Source organism: Gemmatimonadales bacterium (genome assembly GCA_019637315.1).
GTDB lineage: Bacteria > Gemmatimonadota > Gemmatimonadetes > Gemmatimonadales > GWC2-71-9 > SHZU01.
In genome coordinates this window covers 1-19,048 of record JAHBVU010000011.1, presented here as the reverse complement: position 1 = coordinate 19,048, position 19,048 = coordinate 1, and the positions used below count along the sequence as shown (strand labels likewise).

The 19,048-nt window shown below is 65.7% G+C and carries 16 protein-coding genes; 12 read left to right on the top strand and 4 right to left on the bottom strand.

From position 1 onward, the window contains the following. Nucleotides 1–199: 199 nt before the first annotated feature. From dnaE to KF785_11435, 5 genes are all read left to right on the top strand, one after another. Nucleotides 200–3,682, top strand: a complete 3,483-nt coding sequence (gene dnaE / locus KF785_11455; protein MBX3147371.1) for a DNA polymerase III subunit alpha — start codon at nt 200–202, stop codon at nt 3,680–3,682. Nucleotides 3,683–3,684: 2 nt separating this feature from the next. After that, nucleotides 3,685–4,644 (top strand): acetyl-CoA carboxylase carboxyltransferase subunit alpha, encoded by a 960-nt coding sequence (locus tag KF785_11450; protein MBX3147370.1) that lies wholly within the window; start codon nt 3,685–3,687, stop codon nt 4,642–4,644. Beyond that, the gene (locus KF785_11445; GenBank protein ID MBX3147369.1) at nt 4,644–5,714 is read left to right on the top strand and encodes a hypothetical protein; all 1,071 of its coding nucleotides are present in this window, start codon (nt 4,644–4,646) and stop codon (nt 5,712–5,714) included. Before KF785_11450 ends, KF785_11445 begins: the two co-directional genes overlap by 1 nt. After that, the gene (metG, locus tag KF785_11440; protein ID MBX3147368.1) at nt 5,715–7,238 is read left to right on the top strand and encodes a methionine--tRNA ligase; all 1,524 of its coding nucleotides are present in this window, start codon (nt 5,715–5,717) and stop codon (nt 7,236–7,238) included. Nucleotides 7,239–7,625: 387 nt separating this feature from the next. After that, nucleotides 7,626–8,381, top strand: coding sequence for a M23 family metallopeptidase (locus KF785_11435; GenBank protein ID MBX3147367.1), 756 nt, complete (start codon nt 7,626–7,628; stop codon nt 8,379–8,381). A gap of 7 nt (nt 8,382–8,388) precedes the next feature. On the opposite strand, the gene KF785_11430 is transcribed toward KF785_11435, so the two are convergent. From KF785_11430 to KF785_11420, 3 genes are read right to left on the bottom strand one after another with little or no spacing between them, the layout of a single operon-like run. Beyond that, a complete protein-coding gene (locus KF785_11430; protein ID MBX3147366.1) occupies nt 8,389–8,955 on the bottom strand; it encodes a LemA family protein in 567 nt (188 codons plus the stop codon). Beyond that, complete coding sequence (locus KF785_11425) at nt 8,955–9,677, bottom strand: hypothetical protein (GenBank protein MBX3147365.1); 723 nt, start codon at nt 9,675–9,677, stop codon at nt 8,955–8,957. The genes KF785_11430 and KF785_11425 overlap by 1 nt, the downstream gene beginning before the upstream one ends. Next, nucleotides 9,677–10,591 (bottom strand): TPM domain-containing protein, encoded by a 915-nt coding sequence (locus KF785_11420; GenBank protein ID MBX3147364.1) that lies wholly within the window; start codon nt 10,589–10,591, stop codon nt 9,677–9,679. Before KF785_11420 ends, KF785_11425 begins: the two co-directional genes overlap by 1 nt. Nucleotides 10,592–10,629: 38 nt before the next feature. On the opposite strand from KF785_11420, the gene KF785_11415 reads away from it, so the two are divergent. Genes KF785_11415 through KF785_11405 form a run of 3 tightly spaced genes read left to right on the top strand, consistent with a single transcriptional unit; the run spans nt 10,630 to nt 12,793 of the window. After that, nucleotides 10,630–11,274, top strand: a complete 645-nt coding sequence (locus tag KF785_11415) for a hypothetical protein (GenBank protein MBX3147363.1) — start codon at nt 10,630–10,632, stop codon at nt 11,272–11,274. 2 nt (nt 11,275–11,276) lie between these two features. Beyond that, a complete protein-coding gene (locus tag KF785_11410; GenBank protein ID MBX3147362.1) occupies nt 11,277–11,891 on the top strand; it encodes a DsbA family protein in 615 nt (204 codons plus the stop codon). Further along, nucleotides 11,888–12,793, top strand: a complete 906-nt coding sequence (locus tag KF785_11405) for a LysR family transcriptional regulator (protein MBX3147361.1) — start codon at nt 11,888–11,890, stop codon at nt 12,791–12,793. Before KF785_11410 ends, KF785_11405 begins: the two co-directional genes overlap by 4 nt. Before the next feature lie 4 nt (nt 12,794–12,797). On the opposite strand, the gene fdhD is transcribed toward KF785_11405, so the two are convergent. Beyond that, nucleotides 12,798–13,652, bottom strand: coding sequence for a formate dehydrogenase accessory sulfurtransferase FdhD (fdhD, locus tag KF785_11400; protein MBX3147360.1), 855 nt, complete (start codon nt 13,650–13,652; stop codon nt 12,798–12,800). Nucleotides 13,653–13,798: 146 nt separating this feature from the next. On the opposite strand from fdhD, the gene KF785_11395 reads away from it, so the two are divergent. The 4 genes from KF785_11395 to KF785_11380 are packed head-to-tail and all read left to right on the top strand — an operon-like array spanning nt 13,799 to nt 18,945. Continuing rightward, nucleotides 13,799–14,287, top strand: coding sequence for a formate dehydrogenase subunit gamma (locus KF785_11395; protein MBX3147359.1), 489 nt, complete (start codon nt 13,799–13,801; stop codon nt 14,285–14,287). After that, entirely contained in the window at nt 14,284–15,843 is a 1,560-nt protein-coding gene (locus KF785_11390) for an NADH-quinone oxidoreductase subunit NuoF (GenBank protein MBX3147358.1), read from the top strand. The genes KF785_11395 and KF785_11390 overlap by 4 nt, the downstream gene beginning before the upstream one ends. A 13-nt stretch (nt 15,844–15,856) precedes the next feature. Beyond that, complete coding sequence (gene fdhF / locus KF785_11385) at nt 15,857–18,700, top strand: formate dehydrogenase subunit alpha (GenBank protein ID MBX3147357.1); 2,844 nt, start codon at nt 15,857–15,859, stop codon at nt 18,698–18,700. After that, a complete protein-coding gene (locus tag KF785_11380) occupies nt 18,697–18,945 on the top strand; it encodes a formate dehydrogenase subunit delta (GenBank protein MBX3147356.1) in 249 nt (82 codons plus the stop codon). Before fdhF ends, KF785_11380 begins: the two co-directional genes overlap by 4 nt. The last annotated feature ends 103 nt before the right edge of the window (nt 18,946–19,048 follow it).

Below are 19,048 nucleotides of genomic sequence, written 5' to 3'. Positions count from 1 at the left end.
AGCTATCGTGGATAGCTTCCGAAACGCTGTCGGATGCGCGCTTTGGTACCCTGCAAAAAATAGCCCGCGCGAAGGCCTCCGACCAGCGACAAGGCTTACACTGTGCCCCCCTGACCGGAGCCGCGTCCGGAGCCGGATCGGGAGGCACGCTTCATTGGGGTGGCCCGCTGGCCGCCGCAGAGTCTAAGGTCTTCCGACGATGGGTTTCGTCCATCTCCACACCCACAGCGAGTACTCCCTGCTGGACGGGGCCAACCAGATCCCGGTCCTGGTCGACTACGTTCGCAGCTTGGGTATGGACAGCCTGGCCGTGACGGACCACGGCAACATGCACGGCGCCTGGGAGTTCTATGAGGCCGCCAGAGCCCGCAAGATCCGCCCGATTCTCGGCTTCGAAGCGTATCTCGCCTTCGGCGACCGGCGCTCCAACCAGAAGCCGGCCGACGCACCGGCCCACTACAGCCATCTCGTGCTGCTGGCCAAGAACCGGGTCGGCTACAAGAACCTGATCAAGCTGAGTTCGATCGGCTACGTGGAGGGTTTTTACCGCCGCCCCCGGATCGACAAAGAGGTGCTCGCCGAGCACGCCGAAGGCGTCATCTGCCTGGCAGCCTGCCTGTCTGGCGAGGTGGCCCTAAGCCTGCGCGCCGACCGGTATGACGAGGCCAAACGCTCCGCGCAGTGGTTCTCGCAGACCTTCGGCCCCGAGGGGTTCTGGCTCGAAATTCAGGATCACGGCATTCCCGACGAGAAGAAGGTGCTCGACGGAATGCTCGAGCTCTCGCGCGACCTGGGCCTGCCCGTGGTAGCCACCAACGACGCCCACTACCTCCGCAGAGAAGACGCCGAGGCCCACGACGTACTGCTCGCCATCGGCACCGGCGCCGACCTCGACGACCCGAAGCGTTTCCGCTTTACTGGCTCGGAAACGTACGTCAAGAGCGAAGAGGAGATGCGCAAGCTCTTCTCGCAGGTGCCGGAGTCGCTCGACAACACGGTCAAGGTCGCCGACCTCTGCGAGTTCGACTTCGAGAAGCGCTACTACGTTCCCGGCTTTCCCCGCCCCAAGGGATACGCCGACGACAACGCACTGCTGACCGACCTCGCTACGCAGGGAGCGGAGCGGCGCTATGGCACGCCGCTGCCGGACGCCGTGACCGAGCGGCTCCGCTATGAGCTCGGCGTCATCATCACCGCGGGGTACTCGGGCTACTTCCTGATCGTGCAGGACTTCATCGCGGCCGCGCGAGAGCGCGGTATCCCGGTCGGACCCGGCCGTGGCTCGGCCGCCGGTTCGCTGGTGGCCTACAGTCTCGGCATTACCGACGTCTGCCCACTCCAGTTCGACCTGCTCTTCGAGCGCTTCCTCAACCCGGAACGCGTCTCGATGCCCGACATCGACGTCGACTTCTGCTTCGAGCGCCGCGGCGAAGTGATCGAGTATGTCCGGAACCGGTATGGGCGCGACAGCGTCGGCCAGATCGTCACGTTCGGCACGATGAAGGCCCGCGCCGCCGTCAAGGACGTCGCGCGGGTCATGAAGATTCCGCCCGGCGAGGCGGACAAGATCACCAAGCTGATTCCGTCAGGACCGGCCTACAGTTTGACGATTCCAGAGGCGGTCAAGAAGGTTCCGGAGCTGTCGGAACTGGTCCGCCTCTCGCCGCAGTACGCCCGGATGGCAGAGCTGGCGTCGCGAATCGAAGGAATTTCACGCCACCTGTCGGTCCACGCAGCTGGCGTAGTCATCGCCCCGGGGCCGCTGCCGGAGTATGTCCCGGTTTGCACCGCACCGACCAAAGGCGCCGGCGCCTCGCAGGACGGTGAGGCCCCCATCATTACGCAGTACGACATGGTGGCGCTGGAGAAAGTCGGCATGCTCAAGATGGATCTCTTGGGCCTCAAGACACTGACCGTGATCCATGATGCCGTCAACATGGTCAAGGATCGGCATGGCGTCGACCTCGACATGAGCGGTCTGTCTCTCGACGACCCGGCCGTCTACGAACTGCTCCGCCGCGGCCGAACCGCCGGCGTCTTCCAGTTTGAATCGTCGCTGGCCACCGAAACGCTCCGCCAGATGCGCTGCGACCGTTTCGACGATCTGGTCGCCTCGAACGCACTGCTCCGCCCAGGACCGCTCGACACCGGCATGCATCTGGTGTTCATCAAGCGGAAGCTGGGCCAGGAACCGGTGTCGTACCCGCACCCGTCGCTCGTCGACGTGCTGGAGCCGACCTACGGCGTCATCACCTACCAGGAACAGGTGATGCGGATTGCCAACGTGCTCGCGGGCTTCTCGCTCGCCGAAGCCGACGTGCTCCGCAAGGCGGTCGGTAAGAAGGACGCCGAGCTGATCAAGAAAGAACTCGGCAAGTTCGTCGAGCGGGGCAAAGCTCTGGGGCACGATGCCGACCTGATGGAAGAATTGTCGGGCCAGATCGAAACCTTCGGTCGCTACGGTTTCAACAAGTCACATTCCGTCGCCTATTCCATCCTGTCGTACCAGACCGCCTGGCTCAAGGCCCACTACCCGGCCGAGTTCATGGCGGCGCTGTTGTCATCGGAGATCGGCGACACCGACAAGGTCGTGCAGTACATCAACGAGGCTCGCGAACTCGGGCTCGAGGTGCTGCCGCCAGACGTCAACGAATCGGGTTTCAAGTTCACCGTGGTCGAGGATACCCGGATTCGCTTCGGACTCGGCGCCGTACGCAATGTCGGCCGCGGCGCCATCGAGTCGATCGTGGGCACCCGCACCGAGGGGCCGATCACGAGTCTGACCGACCTCGTCACCCGGATCGACCTGCGGCTCTGCAACAAGCGGGTCATCGAATCGCTGATTGCGGCCGGGGCCTGCGACTCGCTCCCGGGGCACCGGGCCCAGCTCATGGCGGCCCTCGACAACGCCCTCGGCGAGGCGCAACTTCTCCACCAGGAACGGGAGGCTGGCCAGGGATCGCTCTTCGGGGACGCCCCGGCGCCAGCACGTCCGCAGTCGTCGGACTTGCCCGACCTGCCGGAATGGACCGAGGCAGAGAGGCTGGCCCGGGAAAAAGAGCTGCTGGGCTTCTTCATCTCGGGTCATCCGCTCGAGCCGTACCGGAGCGAGGTCGAGCTGTTCGGCACCCGAACCACGGCGACCCTGGCAACCTGGAGTGAACAGCAGGTCACCATCGGCGCCGTCGTGACGGCCGTCAAACGCCAGATCTCGAAGAAGACCGGCAAAGAGTACGCTCGGCTCGTGCTGGAGGACTTTCACGGCACGGCAGAGGCCTTGGTCTTTCCCGACGCCTGGGCCCAGCTCAACGGAACCATCGTGGTCGACGGCTGCATGCTGCTGACGGGGGGGTACAGCCAGCGGGACCGGGGCGAGGACCGCGCCCCGTTCGTGGTCGAGTCGGCCCGGATGCTGTCAGACTTCCGGAAGATCGGCGCGGTGGCCCTGTCGATCCGGTGGTCGGCTCCTAACCCGCCTTCGGCCAACGACATGCGGGCCGTGGCCGCGCTGTGCGCCAGCCACGATGGGCCGGCGCCGGTCTATATTGAGTGGAACGATGGCAACGGGGAGTCGGCCCGGATGCAGTCCCGCCGGCTTCGCGTCACCCCTGAAGAAGATCTGGTCCACTCGCTTCGGACCCTGCTCGGGCCCGATGCCGTGAGGCTGGTGAAAGCCGGATAGATATGGCCGTACATACCCTGGACTTCGAAAAGCCCCTGCTCGAGCTGGAACGCCAGATCGAGGAGCTTCGCCGTGTTGGCGAGGAGCGGCAAATCGATGTCGACGAGGAAATTGCGACCCTCGAAAACAAGCTGACCAGTCTGCGCCAGGACATTTACCGGAACCTGACCCCGATGCAGCGGGTCAGTGTGGCACGGCACCCCAAGCGTCCCTACACCCTCGACTACCTCGGCTCCATCTTCACCGATTTCGTCGAGCTGCACGGCGACCGCCTGTTCCGCGACGACCTCGCGATCGTCGGCGGCTGGGCCCGCCTGGCCGGCCAGACAGTCATGGTGATCGGGCACCAGAAGGGGCGGGACACCCGGGAAAACATCCGGCGCAACTTCGGGATGCCGCACCCCGAAGGCTATCGCAAGGCGCTCCGGCTGATGAAGCTGGCGGCCCGGTTCCATGCGCCCGTCGTCACCCTGATCGACACCCCGGGCGCCTACCCCGGCATCGGCGCCGAGGAGCGGGGACAGTCCGAAGCGCTGGCCACCAACATTCTCGAAATGGCGGCGCTGCCCACCCCGATCGTCAGCTGCGTCATTGGCGAAGGCGGCTCGGGCGGTGCGCTGGCACTTGGTGTAGCCGATCGGGTGCTGATGTTCGAGAACTCGGTCTACTCGGTGATTTCGCCCGAAGGCTGCGCAGCGATTCTCTGGAAGGACGCCAGTCAGCGCGAGCGCGCCGCGGAGGCCCTCAAGATTACCGCAACCGATTTGCTGCGCTTCAAGATCATCGACGAGATCATCGCGGAACCGGTCGGCGGTGCGCACCAGGACCCGGACGCCGCCGGTGAGTCGCTCCGAGCCACGCTGGTCAAACACGTCAGCGAGCTTCGCAAGATCCGCCCCGAGAAGCTGGTCCGCCGCCGCGCCGACAAGTACTCGTCGATGGGGGTCTTCGCGGAGGTCTGATGCCGACCACCGTCGAAGTACGCTTCAAGGGCAACCGGAAAGACTACTTTCTCTGGGGTGAGCCCGACTCCCTGCACCTCCACCAACCGGTCATCGTGGAGGTGGAGCGGGGTCTCGATTTCGGTCGCGTCGGCGTTACCGGCGACACGGCCGCCAAGAAGTGTGCGGCCGGCTGCAGCGGCTGCGCCTCCGGAAGCACTCCGCCCGCTCCGACCCGACCGGTCCTCCGCGTCGCGACCCAGGAAGAAATCCGGGTGGCCAACGACCTCCGGCGCTCGGAGGACACGACCCGAATCCGCGCCGCAGAGCGGGTCCGGCACTACGGCCTCGAAATGAAGATGTCGGACGCCGAGTGGCAATGGGATCGCAAGAAGCTGACCTTCTACTTCACGGCGGAAAAACGGGTCGACTTCCGCGACCTGGTGCGTGACCTGGCCACGACGTTCAAGACCAGGATCGAGCTGCGCCAGATCGGGGTCCGGGACGAAGCCGCGCGCCTGGGCGGCGTGGGGCGCTGCGGTAAGGAGTACTGCTGTTCGACCTGGCTCAAGTCGCTCGACCCGGTCAGCCTGGCGCTCGCCAAGGATCAGCATCTCTCGCTCAATCCGGCCCAGATCTCCGGCGGGTGCGGCCGCTTGCTCTGCTGCCTCAAGTACGAGCACGAGTTCTATGTCACATCGCGCAAGCGCTTTCCCAAGGAGGGGAAGGCGGTGCGCACGGGGCGGGGCTCCGAAAAGGTCATCGCGGTCGACATCTTTCGCGAGCGGGTCTTCCTCCGCAGCGACGAGCACGGGCATCGGACGGTCCTGCTGGCCGATCTGCGCGAGGAAATGGCCGGCGTCGACCAGGCCCCCGCGGCCCCCCAGAGCCCCGCTCCCTCGGAGCGCGCGCGGACCGAGCGCCCGCGCCAGCCCCAAGCGCAGCAAGCCACACATCAAGCGGCGCCGACACCGAGCGAGCCGGAGCAGCCGACCCCGGCCGAACGTCCGGGCGGGCGCAGCAAGCGACGACGCCGCCGTCGGGGACGTGGCGGCAGCGGACCTTCGAATCCTTCGACACCGGACGTGTAAGTGGCCAAGTTCTACCTCACCACCGCCATCGACTACTCCAACGGCGACCCGCACCTCGGGCACGCGCTCGAGAAGGTCGGCGCCGACGTCATTGCGCGCTACCGACGACTGCGGGGTGACGACGTGCATTTCCTGATGGGAATGGACGAGAACTCGCAGAGCGTGATCCAGATGTCCGAACGCCACGGCGTCACGCCCCAGGCCTGGGTCGACGGCATGGCGGAGAGGTTTGCCCGCTTCTGGCAGCGGCTCGACTGCAGCAACGACGATTGGATCCGCACCACCGAAGCACGGCACGTGCGCGCCGTCGAGGAGCTGCTCCGCCGGATCCAGGAGCGGAGCCCCGCCGACGTCTACCTCGCCGACTACGAAGGCCTCTACTGCACCGGATGCGAGGAATTCAAGACCGAGAGCCAGGTCACCGACGGCCGGTGCGCCGAGCACCCGACGCTCGCGCTGGTCCCAACCCGGGAGCAGAACCACTTCTTCCGCCTCTCCGCCTATGGCGATCGCTTGCTCGGCATGATCAACTCAGGCGAGCTGAGCGTCGAACCCGCGATCCGGCGGAACGAGATGTTGCGGCTGCTCGAAAGCGGCCTGCAGGACATCTCGATTTCACGGTCACGATTGCCGTGGGGCATTCCGTTTCCCGAGAGCAGCCAGCATACCATTTATGTCTGGTTCGACGCCGTCATCAACTACCTCTCGGCCACCGGATTTCCGGACGAGGGCTATCAGCGCCTCTGGCCAGCCGATCTTCATATCATTGGCAAAGGCATTTCCCGATTCCATTGCGTGCTCTGGCCAGCCATGTGCCTGGCTGCCGGGATTGCCCCGCCTCGGGCCGTCTGGGCGCACGGATACGTCCAATGGCTCGGCGCCAAGATGTCCAAAACAGCGGGCACGGCGGTCAATCTCGACGACGCCATCAACCGCCACGGTTCCGACGCGCTCCGCTACTTCCTGATGCGGGAAGTCGGCTTCGAGAGCGACGGCGACTTTACCTGGGACCGGTTCGATGCGCGCTATGGCTCGGACCTGGCCGACGGAATCGGCAACCTGACTGCCCGATCCCTCGCCATGATCGAGCGGTACCGGGGCGGCCTGGTACCGGCCGGTCCGGACACCGTGCTCGACAGAACGGCGCGGGAGGAACTCATCCCCGCCTATGTGTCGGCCCTGGATGGCTACGATCTCAAAGGGGCGCTGGAAGCAGCCTGGGGACTCGTCACCGCGGCCGACCTGTACATCACCCGGTCTGCCCCGTGGAGTCTGGCCAAAGCACGGGCCGACCAGGAGCTCGATACCGTGCTCGCCGCACTCCACCGAGTGCTGACCCGGCTGGCCGTGCTCGTCTCGCCGTACCTGCCGGACCGATCCGCGAAAATTTGGACTGCCCTGGGATACTCCACCCCGATCGACCGGGAAGCCTGGGCCCTGCTGCAGAACGCGTCGGGCACCGGACTGACTGTTGCACGTCCCGACATCCTGTTCCCAAAACCCCCGACTCAGACCGTCGCGTAACTCGTTGCGGGGCAACACGATAACTCGTCGATCGCAGCCGCTTGACAGGGCTGCGATCGAGACGCATAATTGGTCGGCTCCGTCAGGCGGGAAACTTGCGGACGGACGCCGCCGGGGGCCTGGTTCTGCCAGGTATCGCAGGGCGCACAGCCCGTCACATCGTATCGCGCCGGACGTCAGCCGTCAGCACCAACGGCAGGCCGAAGTCCGTGCCAGGTGGGCATGAAGAAGAGCCGCTGGACTGTCATCGTTGTTCCGCAGGGTTCGAGTACCTCTCGCGTCATCGAGATTACCGAAACTGCCGTGAAGCTCGGCGCCATTCTCGCGCTGGGTGCGGTGATCGTCGCGCTCTTCCTGGGCTACGGAACGGTGGCCCGCTCGATCAACATGTATCAGGCCCAGGCCATCGCCGAAGAGAATACGCGGCTGGCGGCAGACCTCCAGACCATTCAGGGCCGGCTGGCTCGGCTGACCGACTCGATTTCCGCGCTCGAAATCCACGACAACCGGATCCGGCTGCTCGCCAACCTGCAGCCGATCGACCCGCAGGTGCACGCCGCCGGTATCGGTGGCCCGGCCCCGCTGGACAATCGGACGGAAGCACCCGGCGAGCTCGAGTTGCGCGCCAGCGCGGTCCGAGTCGATGTCGACGCCCTGATCCGACGGGCCAACTTGCTGACGCGTTCATTCCGTGAGGCGGCCGACAGCCTGGCTTCGCACACCGACCGACTGGCCGCCACACCGTCGATCATGCCGACGACGGGCTGGCTGAGCAGCGCCTTTGCCGCCATGCGCGAGCACCCGATTCTCCACGTCGCACGGCCGCACGAGGGCGTCGACATCACCGCACCGATGGGAACGCCGATCGAAGCGCCGGCACGCGGGCGTGTCACGTTTTCGGGATGGGAAACGGGCTACGGCAACATGGTGGTGATCGATCACGGCTACGGTATCGTCACCAAGTTTGCCCACGCCTCACGGCTGCTCGTGAGGGCGGGCGATCGGGTCGAACGGGGCCAGCGGATTGCCCTGGTCGGCAATAGCGGTCTCTCCACCAGCCCCCATCTGCACTACGAAGTCCACGTCAACGGCCGTCCGGTCAATCCGCTGCGCTACCTGCTCCCGGACGTCGTCACCGACTGACCTCCCGCTAGAACTTGACCTGCGGCGCCGCTTCAGCGCCCGGGCTCGCCTCGAAGTACGGTTTTGCCGTTCCCGCGCCAAAAATTTTGGCCGTCAGGTTGTACGGAAACGTCCGGATGTAAGTATTGAAGTCGCGGACCGCACCGTTATAGTCCTGCCTGGCTACCGAGATGCGATTCTCGGTGCCTTCGAGCTGGCTCTGGAGGTCGAGGTAGTTCTGGTTCGACTTGAGCTCGGGGTAGTTCTCCACCAGCGCCAGCAACCGCCCGAGCGGCTGGCGAAGCGCTTCGTCGGCCTGGGCCATCTCGGCCACGCTGCCCGACTGCACCGCACCCGCCAGCCGCGAACGCGCCTCGGCGACCGAGATGAAAATGGTCGATTCCTGCCTGGCAACGCCGCGGACGACTTCGACGAGGTTGGGAATCAGGTCGGCCCGCCGCTGCAGCTGCGCCTGGACGTCGCCGAGCGCCTTGTTGACGCCCTCGTCCTTGGCCTGGATCTGATTGTACCCGCACCCGGTTCCGGCGGCGATCACGAGCGCAGCCAACGCAATGGGGCGAATCACGGCAAGCATTACGGGGTCCCTCCGAGATGAAATTGATCGATGAACTGCACGGCGCGATCGACCGCCATAAGGTACTGTTCGGTCGTGCTGCGCCCAACCGCGGGCCGATTGATCCCGCGCTCCTGATAGATCGACAGCACCGGTTCGGCGTCGAAACCGATCACGGTCGCCGCCCGCTCGATCGTCTCCGGCGTTGCGATGGGAGCTCCGCCATCGGCAAGCACGAGGGTGGCACGAAAGAGCACCCCCAGCACGGAGAGGCTGCGCACCACCGTTTCCGCCAGAAGAGCCGGCTGATCGTCCAGCAAGGCATACGCCTGGCGCAATCGCAGCAGCTTACCACGAAACTCGCGTTCGAGCGCCCGCCGGAGATCGGCAGGGGCGACCACCATCCGCTCCAGCGGATCAGCCCCGGCCAGGATGCGACGAGCCACCTGCATGTCGACGATCTCGATCGGGAAGACGTCGGCCGAACGGCGCCATTCGTCGAACGTAAAAATCAACGGCGGAACCCGGGAATGGGCCCGGAGCGGTTCGATTGCCGCTCGCAGGCGCTGGAGCACCAACGGCTCGAGCGACTGCGTTACCAGCAACACATTGATATCCGAATAGTCGTCGAGATGCTCACCACGGGCGGCGGAGCCGTACAGCACGGCCGAGGCGGTCGCGCCTAACGACTCGCTTACGCTGACGCCGACTTTGTCGATGATCACGCTGACATCTGGCCGCATCAGAAATTCCCTCCCGCGCCACCACCGCTGAACCCGCCGCCGCCACCGAAGCCGCCAAACCCGCCGCCACCGCCACCCCAGCTGCCTCCGCCCCAACCGCCGCCGGACCGGCGCCCCATCTGGCTGCCCAGCACCGCACCAAGCCAATAGGCCAGGTCATCGTTGCGGCCCCGCCTCGGACCGTAACGCCCCCCGCGCCCCGAGCCTGGACCGCCACCGCCCCCGCGCGAAATCGCAATCGCCATCACGATCAGGATGATCACACCGGCGATGATGATCCCGACGGCCTCGCCGGGAATGATCCGGTCGTCTCGCTGAAAGATCGAACGATCTGCGCCCACGAGACTCGTGTCGTTCACCCCAAAGCCGCTCGCGATGACCGCGGCCAGATCCGTCACCCCACGCTCGATCCCGGCCCCGTACTCGCCCGCCGACAGCAGCGGCCGCATCCGATCGCGAATCCGGCCGGCAACCGCATCCGTCACAAAGCCCTCGACACCGCGACCCGTCGCGATGAAGATCCGGCCGGCGGTGGAATCGGTCCTCGGCACGATCAGCATCACGACGCCGGCGTTGCGGCGGGCGTCGCCGATTTCAGCCGCCGCGCCGACCTTCCAGGTGCGGCCGATGGCCACGGCAACATCGACTGGCTCGTAACTCCCGAGGGTCGGCAGCGTTACGACCGCGATCTCGGCGCCGGTCCGCTGACGTAAGAGATCGATCCGGGCCGCGATGCTCGCCGAGCGATCGGTGGGAATGATCCGGGCCTCGTCGACGACATAGCCTGATGGCGACGGCGGAAACAGCGACTCGATCGAGGCACGCTGCGCCACCGCTCCACCTGCAACGGATTGGAGCAGGCCCAGTATCAGGCTAACTTTCCCGCGTGTCCCGAGCCGCATTCGTCGCGTCATGCCTCTTCGTTGCCGCGTGTGGCCGGCCTGACACCACCGTGCGCGTGTCCGTTCCCGACCTCGATGGTGTCGACACCCCAGCTGCCGGGGTCGTCGTTACCTTCCTGCCATACGACCGCGACCGGATCCTCGCTGATTTGGAGGAGCAGGCCGAGCCGCGTCCTCATACGGAGGAACTCGACAGTCTGTTTCGGCTGTTTCGGACGCCGTACGCGGCCTATGTCCGCGCCAGTGAACGAGCGCGGACCACGCAACGGCTACGGGACAGTCTGCTCGCGGTCCGCGGCGCAGACGATGCGGAGGTTCGGGCACTGGCTGACTCGGCCACCCGAATCGATCACGAACTTGCCACAACACGAGCGGCGCTGGACGCCGTACGCGACAGCGTCGGACCCGTCATTGCCCGCTTGAGGGATGACAGCCGACAGTGGGAAGATACCACCTATCGCGAGTTCCGGCGATTAGCGCGCAACGCCGGCCGCGGTTTTTTCGCCCGCCCCTTTGCCGACACCACGAACGCGGGAGGCTGGTCGTCGATTCGGCTGGTCGGCCGGACCTGGTGGGTCACGGCGCGGGCCCTCGACCCGATCGACCCGAACAGCGAGTGGTACTGGAATGTCCCGCTCGGCCGCGATACCCTCTATCTCGACTCCCGAACCGGCCGGCACCGGCCGAGGTACTGATCATGCTGCGTGCACTCCTCCTCGTTTTCTCGTTAGGCACGGCGTTCGCTGCGCTGGCGGACGCCCAGGACATTCCGCTCTCGGCCCGCTCCAAAGGGTCGCCCAACGCGCCGATCGTCGTCTACGAGATGTCGGATTTCCAGTGCCCCTACTGCCGCCGGCACGCCATCGAGACCTTCCCGGCCCTCGACCGCGAGTACATCCAGACCGGCAAGGTGCGCTGGGTCTTCGTCAACCTGCCACTGACCTCGATTCACCCGAATGCGGTGCCAGCGGCGTCGGTCGCCATGTGCGCAGCAAAGCACGGGAAGTTCTGGCCCGCGCATGATCTGATCTTCCGGCATCAGGAAACCTGGGGACCGCTCCGGAACCCCGCCCCCTTCTTCATGACCCTGGTCGACTCGCTCCGGCTGCCCAAGTCGGCGATGAGCGCCTGTCTCGAGAAGGAAGAAACGGTGCCGCAGATTCGATCGGATGCGGAAGGTGCCGTCAAGAGCGGCGCCCAGAGCACGCCCACGTTCTACGTCGAGGGCGGACTGATCGTCGGCTCCCAGCCGCTGCCGCTCTTCCGCGCCGTGCTCGACTCGCTCTACGCGGCCAAGACCCGGAAGCCGTGATCCTCAAGAATCTCCAGTACCTGGTCGCGCTCGCACGAGAAAAACACTTCGCGCGCGCGGCCGCGGCTTCTGGAGTAACCCAGCCCACCCTGTCGGCCGGGATCAAGCAGCTGGAGGAAGAACTGGGTCTGCTGCTGGTTCGGCGGGCCCAGCGGTTCGAAGGATTGACGCCGGAAGGCGACCGGGTGCTCGAATGGGCTTTCCGCGTCCTGGGCGACTACGACAGCCTGCTGCAGGAAGCGAGCGAACTCCGAGGCGGCCTGTCGGGGCGCCTCAGCATCGGGGTGATACCCACGGCGCTGCCGATGGTGGCGCTGCTAACCGGCCCGTTCGTGGCCACCCACCCGAAGGTGGCTGTCCAGGTAATTTCGCTGTCGTCACAGGAAATCCAGCGCGGCCTCGACGACTTCAGCCTCGACGCGGGCATCACCTACCTCGACAATGAGCCGCTCGCCAACGTGCGCGGCATTCCGCTCTATCGGGAACGGTATTTCCTGTTTGCTTCGAAGCAGAGCGAAGTCGCCAGCCGCGCTGCTGTCAGCTGGGCAGAGGCGGCCGGCCAAGGGCTCTGCCTGCTGACCCCGAACATGCAGAACCGGCGCATCATCGACAGCCATTTTGCGTCCGCCGGCGTGGCGGCCACCCCGGTCGTGGAAACCAACTCGGTCCTGGCCCTCTGGGCCCACCTGCAGACCGGTCGCTGGGCCAGCGTGCTGCCCCAAACCTTCCTGCACCTGTTCGGCACCCCTGCGGACCTTGCAGTGATCCCAATCGACGCGCCAGACCAAGGCTACACGATCGGGGTCGCAGTGCCGGACCGCGAGCCGCTGACACCCTCGGCCCGCGAGCTGGCCCGCCTAGCCGGCAGCCTCGATCTCGACGCAGCGCTGGCAACGCGGTGATTCGTCACGCCGTGATGCGCTCGAACCCGGTGTAGACCGTCCGGCGGTTGCCGCGCGCAAAGCCCACCAGCGTCATCCCCGCCTGCTCCGCAACACGGATGGCGAGCCCCGTCGGCGCCGAGATTGCCGCAAGCAGCGGAGCGCCGAACCGCGCCGCCTTCTGAGCCATCTCGAAGCTGGCCCGACTGGTAACGACGACGAACCCCTTACCCGGAACGACGCCGCTCCGCAGCGCCGCCCCAATCAGCTTGTCGAGCGCGTTGTGCCGACCCACATCTTCCCGCACGAGAGCAAGGGCACCATCGGGATCGGCCCAGCCAGCCGCATGAACCGCTCCCGCCGCAGCGTTGAGGGGTTGGGCCCGGTCCAGCGCAGCAAAGGCCGCCTCGAGCGCTGCCCCCGCAATCGCACAGCCTGGCGCGACCGGCCGAACCTCGCGCACCACGTCGCGAAACGCCTCCGCTCCGCAGATGCCACAGCCGGTCCGCCCAGCCAGGCGACGACCCCGCGCCTGAATCACGGCCATCCGGTCCTCGGCGACGTCGATCTGGAGCTCGATGCCCTGGCTGAAACGGACGACGGTGACACCACGAATCTCGGCCGCCGATTCGATCAGACCCTCGGTGTAGCTGAAGCCCAGCGCAAAATCCTCCAGGCTCTCCGGCGTCGCCATCATGACAAGATGGGGTACGCCGTTGTACGCCAGGGCCACCGGCACCTCTTCCGCAACCGGTTCGACCGTGTCGACGGCCTGGCCGCCGGTCCACTGTCGCGCCGAACGCCGCTCGATCGGCTCGGCGTACCCCAGGCGATTGAGCCCCAGCCCCACGTCTGCACCTGCCGGATCGCGCTCAGTCATCGTTATGCACCTCGTTCCGTCGAGCCCGATCCAATATATCGTTCAGGCCCCGCCGAATATGCTCCAGCCAGAGCAATAGTCGCCCTCTATCAGAGTATCGAGCACCTCAATTTGCGGATCAGGGCCAACCCGCGAACCTTAGAAGGATGTCTGACGATGTCTCAATTCCGACCCCTGATGTCGGCGAAGCAGTCGACGCCGCCGTCCGGCAGCATCGCCACTTGGCCGGGCCGCTGCTCCCCATCCTGCATCAGGTCCAGGAAACGCTTGGCTGCGTGCCTGCCGAGGCCGTCGCCGACATTGCGCAGCAACTGAATCTGTCGCGCGCCGAGGTGCACGGCGTGGTCTCATTCTACCACGACTTTCGTGAGACGCCGGCGGGACGAACGGTGCTCCGCATCTGCCGGGCCGAGTCCTGCCAGGCGGTAGGTGCGGAGGGGTTGATTGCGCGAGCGCGTGAGGTGCTGGGGGTCGATTGGCACGGAACCACGCCGGACGGCGCGGTTACCCTCGAACCAGTCTACTGTCTCGGCAACTGCGCCCTCTCGCCGGCGCTGACGCTGGGCGGGCGGATTCACGGGCGGGTCACGCCGGAAGCATTCGAGACCCTGCTGACCGAGGCGCGCGAGTCATGACCCGGATCTTCGTGCCCGGCGACTCCGGCGCCCTTTCGGTCGGTGCGGAGGAAGTGGCCTGGACCGTGGCCCGCGAGGCCGCGATCCGTGACATTCCGATCACCCTGATTCGAAACGGCTCGCGCGGGCTCTACTGGCTCGAACCGATGGTCGAGGTCGAGACGCCCTCCGGTCGTGTGGCGTATGGCCCTGTGGCAGCCGAGGATGTTCCCGGGCTGTTCGAAGCCGGATTTCATCGCGGCCAACCGCACCGTCTTTCGCTCGGCCGTCCGGAGGCGATTCCCTATCTCGAACGGCAGGAACGGCTGACCACGGCGCTGGTGGGCGTCGTCGACCCGCGATCGATTGCCGACTATGTCGCCCACGGCGGCTACCAGGGGCTCGCCCGCGCTGCGCAGTTACCGCCCGCCGAGATTGTCGAAACCGTGACCCGATCGGGGCTCCGCGGTCGCGGCGGCGCCGCATTCCCCACCGGCATCAAGTGGAAGACAGCTGCGCAGGCCGAGTCGGCTCAGAAGTACATCGTCTGCAACGCCGACGAGGGCGACTCGGGCACCTTCTCCGATCGAATGATCATGGAGGGCGACCCCTTCGTCCTGATCGAGGGCATGACCATCGCAGGGCTCGCCGTCGGGGCCACCAAGGGCTTCATCTACCTGCGCTCGGAGTATCCCCATGCGCGGGTGGCGCTCGAAGCCGCGATTCGCGCGGCGCATGAGTACGGCTACCTGGGCGCCGACGTAGCGGGCTCGGCCCGGCGCTTCGATATCGAAGTTCGAATGGGGGCGGGCGCTTACATCTGCGGCGAAGAGACCGCCCTGCTCGAAAGCCTCGAAGGCAAGCGCGGCATGGTCCGTTTCAAGCCGCCGCTGCCGGCCATCGAAGGCCTCTTCGGCAAGCCAACCATCATCAACAACGTGATCACGCTGGCCTCGGTGCCGATCATTCTCGACCGCGGGGCGGAGTTCTATCGCGACTACGGCCAGGGCCGCTCCCACGGCACCCTGCCGATCCAGCTCGCCGGCAACATCAAGCACGGCGGCCTGGTCGAGAAGGCGTTCGGCATCACGCTCCGCGAGCTACTCTATGATTTCGGCGGCGGTAGCCGCTCCGGGCGCCCGATCCGTGCGGTGCAGGTCGGTGGGCCACTCGGTCCCTTCATGCCCGAATCGCAGTTCGACACGCCAGTCGACTACGAGGCGTTTGCGGCGGTTGGCGCCATGGTGGGACACGGCGGCATCGTGGTCTTCGACGACACGGTCGACATGGCGGCAATGGCCCGGTACGCACTCGAGTTCTGCGCCATCGAGTCGTGCGGCAAGTGCACGCCCTGCCGGATCGGTTCGACCCGCGGCGTCGAGGTGATCGACCGGATCGTGCGGAACGAGCGGCGCGAGGAGAATACGGAGCTGCTGCGCGATCTCTGCAGCACCATGGTGAGCGGTTCGCTGTGCGCCCTGGGCGGAATGGCCCCGTTCCCGGTGCAAAGCGCCCTGCAGCATTTCCCCGAAGATTTCGGCCTCGAGGCCCCGGCAGTCGCGGGCCGAAGCGTTTGACGAGGGAGGCATTATGACGGCAATCCACGAAGTCGACTATGGCACGCCCGCGCGTGAGGGCGCCCAGGCAGTCACTCTGACGGTCGACGGCGTACCCGTCACGGTTCCAGCAGGCACCTCGGTCATGCGCGCTGCCATCACAGCGGGCGTGAGCATCCCGAAGCTCTGCGCCACCGACAGCCTCGAGGCGTTCGGATCGTGCCGGCTCTGCCTGGTGCAGATCGACGGACGGCGCGGCTTCCCGGCCTCGTGCACCACGCCGGTCGAGCCCGGCATGAAGGTGACGACGCAGAATCAGGAGATCGGCAAGCTGCGACGCGGCGTGATGGAGCTCTACATCTCCGATCACCCGCTCGACTGCCTCACCTGCTCTGCCAACGGCGACTGCGAGCTCCAGGATGTCGCCGGTGAGGTGGGTCTCCGGGAGGTGCGCTACGGCTACGAAGGTGCCAATCACCTGAAGGCGGAAAAGGACACCTCCAATCCGTACTTCACCTTCGATCCGAGCAAGTGCATCGTCTGCTCACGCTGCGTCCGCGCCTGCGAAGAGATCCAGGGCACCTTTGCGCTGACGATTTCGGGGCGCGGCTTCGATTCCGTGGTTTCTCCGGGCCAGCTCGAAAGCTTCATGGATTCGGAGTGCGTCTCGTGCGGCGCCTGCGTCCAGGCCTGCCCCACAGCCACGCTGATGGACAACACGGTCATCGAATCGGGCACGCCGAGCCACTCCGTCGTGACGACGTGCGGCTACTGTGGCGTCGGCTGCGCGTTCGAGGCAGAGATGAAGGGCAACGTGGTCGTTCGGATGACCCCGTACAAGAACGGCCAGGCCAATCACGGTCATTCGTGCGTCAAAGGTCGGTTTGCCTGGGGCTACGCAACGCATCCGGATCGAATCACCAAGCCGATGATCCGCGAAAAGATCACGGACCCGTGGCGTGAGGTCTCCTGGGAAGAGGCCATTGGCCACGCGGCGTCCGAGTTCAAGCGGATCCAGGCCAAGTATGGCCGAGACGCGGTCGGTGCGATTTCATCGTCGCGTTGCAGCAATGAAGAAACGTACCTGATGCAGAAGCTGGTGCGGACGGCGTTCGGCAACAACAACATCGACACCTGCGCACGGGTCTGCCATTCTCCGACCGGCTACGGCCTCAAGCAGACGCTGGGCGAGTCGGCCGGAACCCAGAACTTCGACTCGGTGCGCAAGGCAGACGTCATCTTCGTGATCGGCGCCAACCCGACCGACGGCCATCCGGTCTTTGCGTCGCACATGAAGCGGCGGATCCGCGAGGGCGCCCGTCTCATCGTGGCGGATCCGCGTCAGATCGACCTGGTGCGGTCGGCGCACGTCGAGGCGGACTATCACCTCAAGCTCCGCCCCGGCACCAACGTGGCGCTGCTCAACTCGATGGCGCATGTCGTGGTTACCGAAGGTCTGGCGCAGGACAGCTTCGTGGCCGAGCGGTGCGACCCGGTCAGCTTCGATGCCTGGCGCGCCTTCGTGGCCCGACCTGAGCATTCACCCGAGGCACTCGAGGACGTGACCGGCATTCCGGCCGAGACCGTCCGTGGCGCGGCGCGTCTCTTTGCGACCGGTGGAAATGCGGCGATCTACTACGGGCTCGGCGTGACAGAGCACAGCCAGGGCTCGACGGCCGTGATGGGCATTGCGAACCTTGCCATGGTCACCGGCAACGTTGGCCGCGAAGGCGTCGGGGTCAACCCGCTCCGGGGTCAGAACAACGTCCAGGGCTCCTGCGACATGGGCTCCTTCCCGCACGAGCTGCCCGGCTACCGGCATGTGCTCGACGCCACGGTTCGGGCGAGCTTCGAATCCGCCTGGGGCGTCAGCCTCGAGTCCGAGCCTGGCCTCCGAATCCCGAACATGTTCTCAGCCTCGATCGACGGCTCCTTCAAGGGTCTTTACCTCGAGGGCGAGGACATTGCCCAGTCGGATCCGAATACCCAGCATGTCACCGCCGCACTGACGGCAATGGAATGCATCGTGGTGCAGGACCTCTTCCTGAACGAAACGGCCAAGTTCGCGCATGTTTTCCTGCCGGGCTCGTCGTTCCTGGAAAAGAACGGCACCTTCACCAACGCGGAGCGGCGCATTTCGCGAGTTCGGAAGGTCACTGAGCCTGTCGCGGGCAAGGAAGACTGGGAAATCACGGTCATGCTCGCCAACGCGCTCGGCTATCCGATGCACTACAATCATCCGTCTGAAATCATGGACGAGATTGCGCGCCTGACGCCGACCTTTGCCGGGGTCAGTTACGAGAGGATCGACGAGCTGGGCAGCATCCAGTGGCCTTGCAACGATGCCAGCCCGGAAGGCACCCCGACCATGCATATCGACCAGTTCGTGCGCGGTAAGGGGCGGTTCCTGATCACCGAGTACATCCCGACAGCGGAGAAGGTCAATCGGAAGTTCCCGCTGATTCTGACGACCGGGCGGATCCTCTCTCAGTACAACGTCGGTGCGCAGACTCGGCGGACCCACAATGTCGACTGGCACGAGGAAGACCGGGTCGAGATCCATCCTCACGACGCCGAGGAGCGCGGCATCCACGAGGGTGACTGGGTCGGCATCGTAAGCCGCGCCGGCGAGACGACGCTGCGTGCCACCATCACGGAGCGCGTTCAGCCAGGCGTGGTCTACACCACGTTCCACCACCCGGAGTCGGGTGCCAACGTGATCACGACGGAAAACTCGGACTGGGCCACCAACTGTCCAGAGTACAAGGTCACGGCGGTGCAGGTCATGCCGGTGTTCCGGTCGTCGGAATGGCAGAACCGATTCAAGCAGTTTACCGACGAGCAGTTGGCGCTGCTCGATCAGCGAATTACCTCATGAAGGGCATCGAGGAGCTGATCCGGATGGCCAATCAGATCGGGGAGTTCCACCGGAGCTTTCCCGATCGGGCCGAGGGGCTGAGTGGTACGGCAACTCACATCCGCCGCTTCTGGGATCCTCGGATGCGGCGGGCGCTGCTCGAGCATGTCGACCGAACTGGGGGGGGGGGACTCGATGAGATTGTGCTCGAGGCCCTCCGGGTACACCGACGGGAGCTACTTCCGCGCGAGGAAGGTGCTATCTGACCTTTGCAGGCCACATTCAACCAGGCAATCAACGAACAAGCTTACGCTCCCCAAAGTGTCTCGTCGAATGGGATACTACTAAGCCCCCCGGGGCAGCTCACCC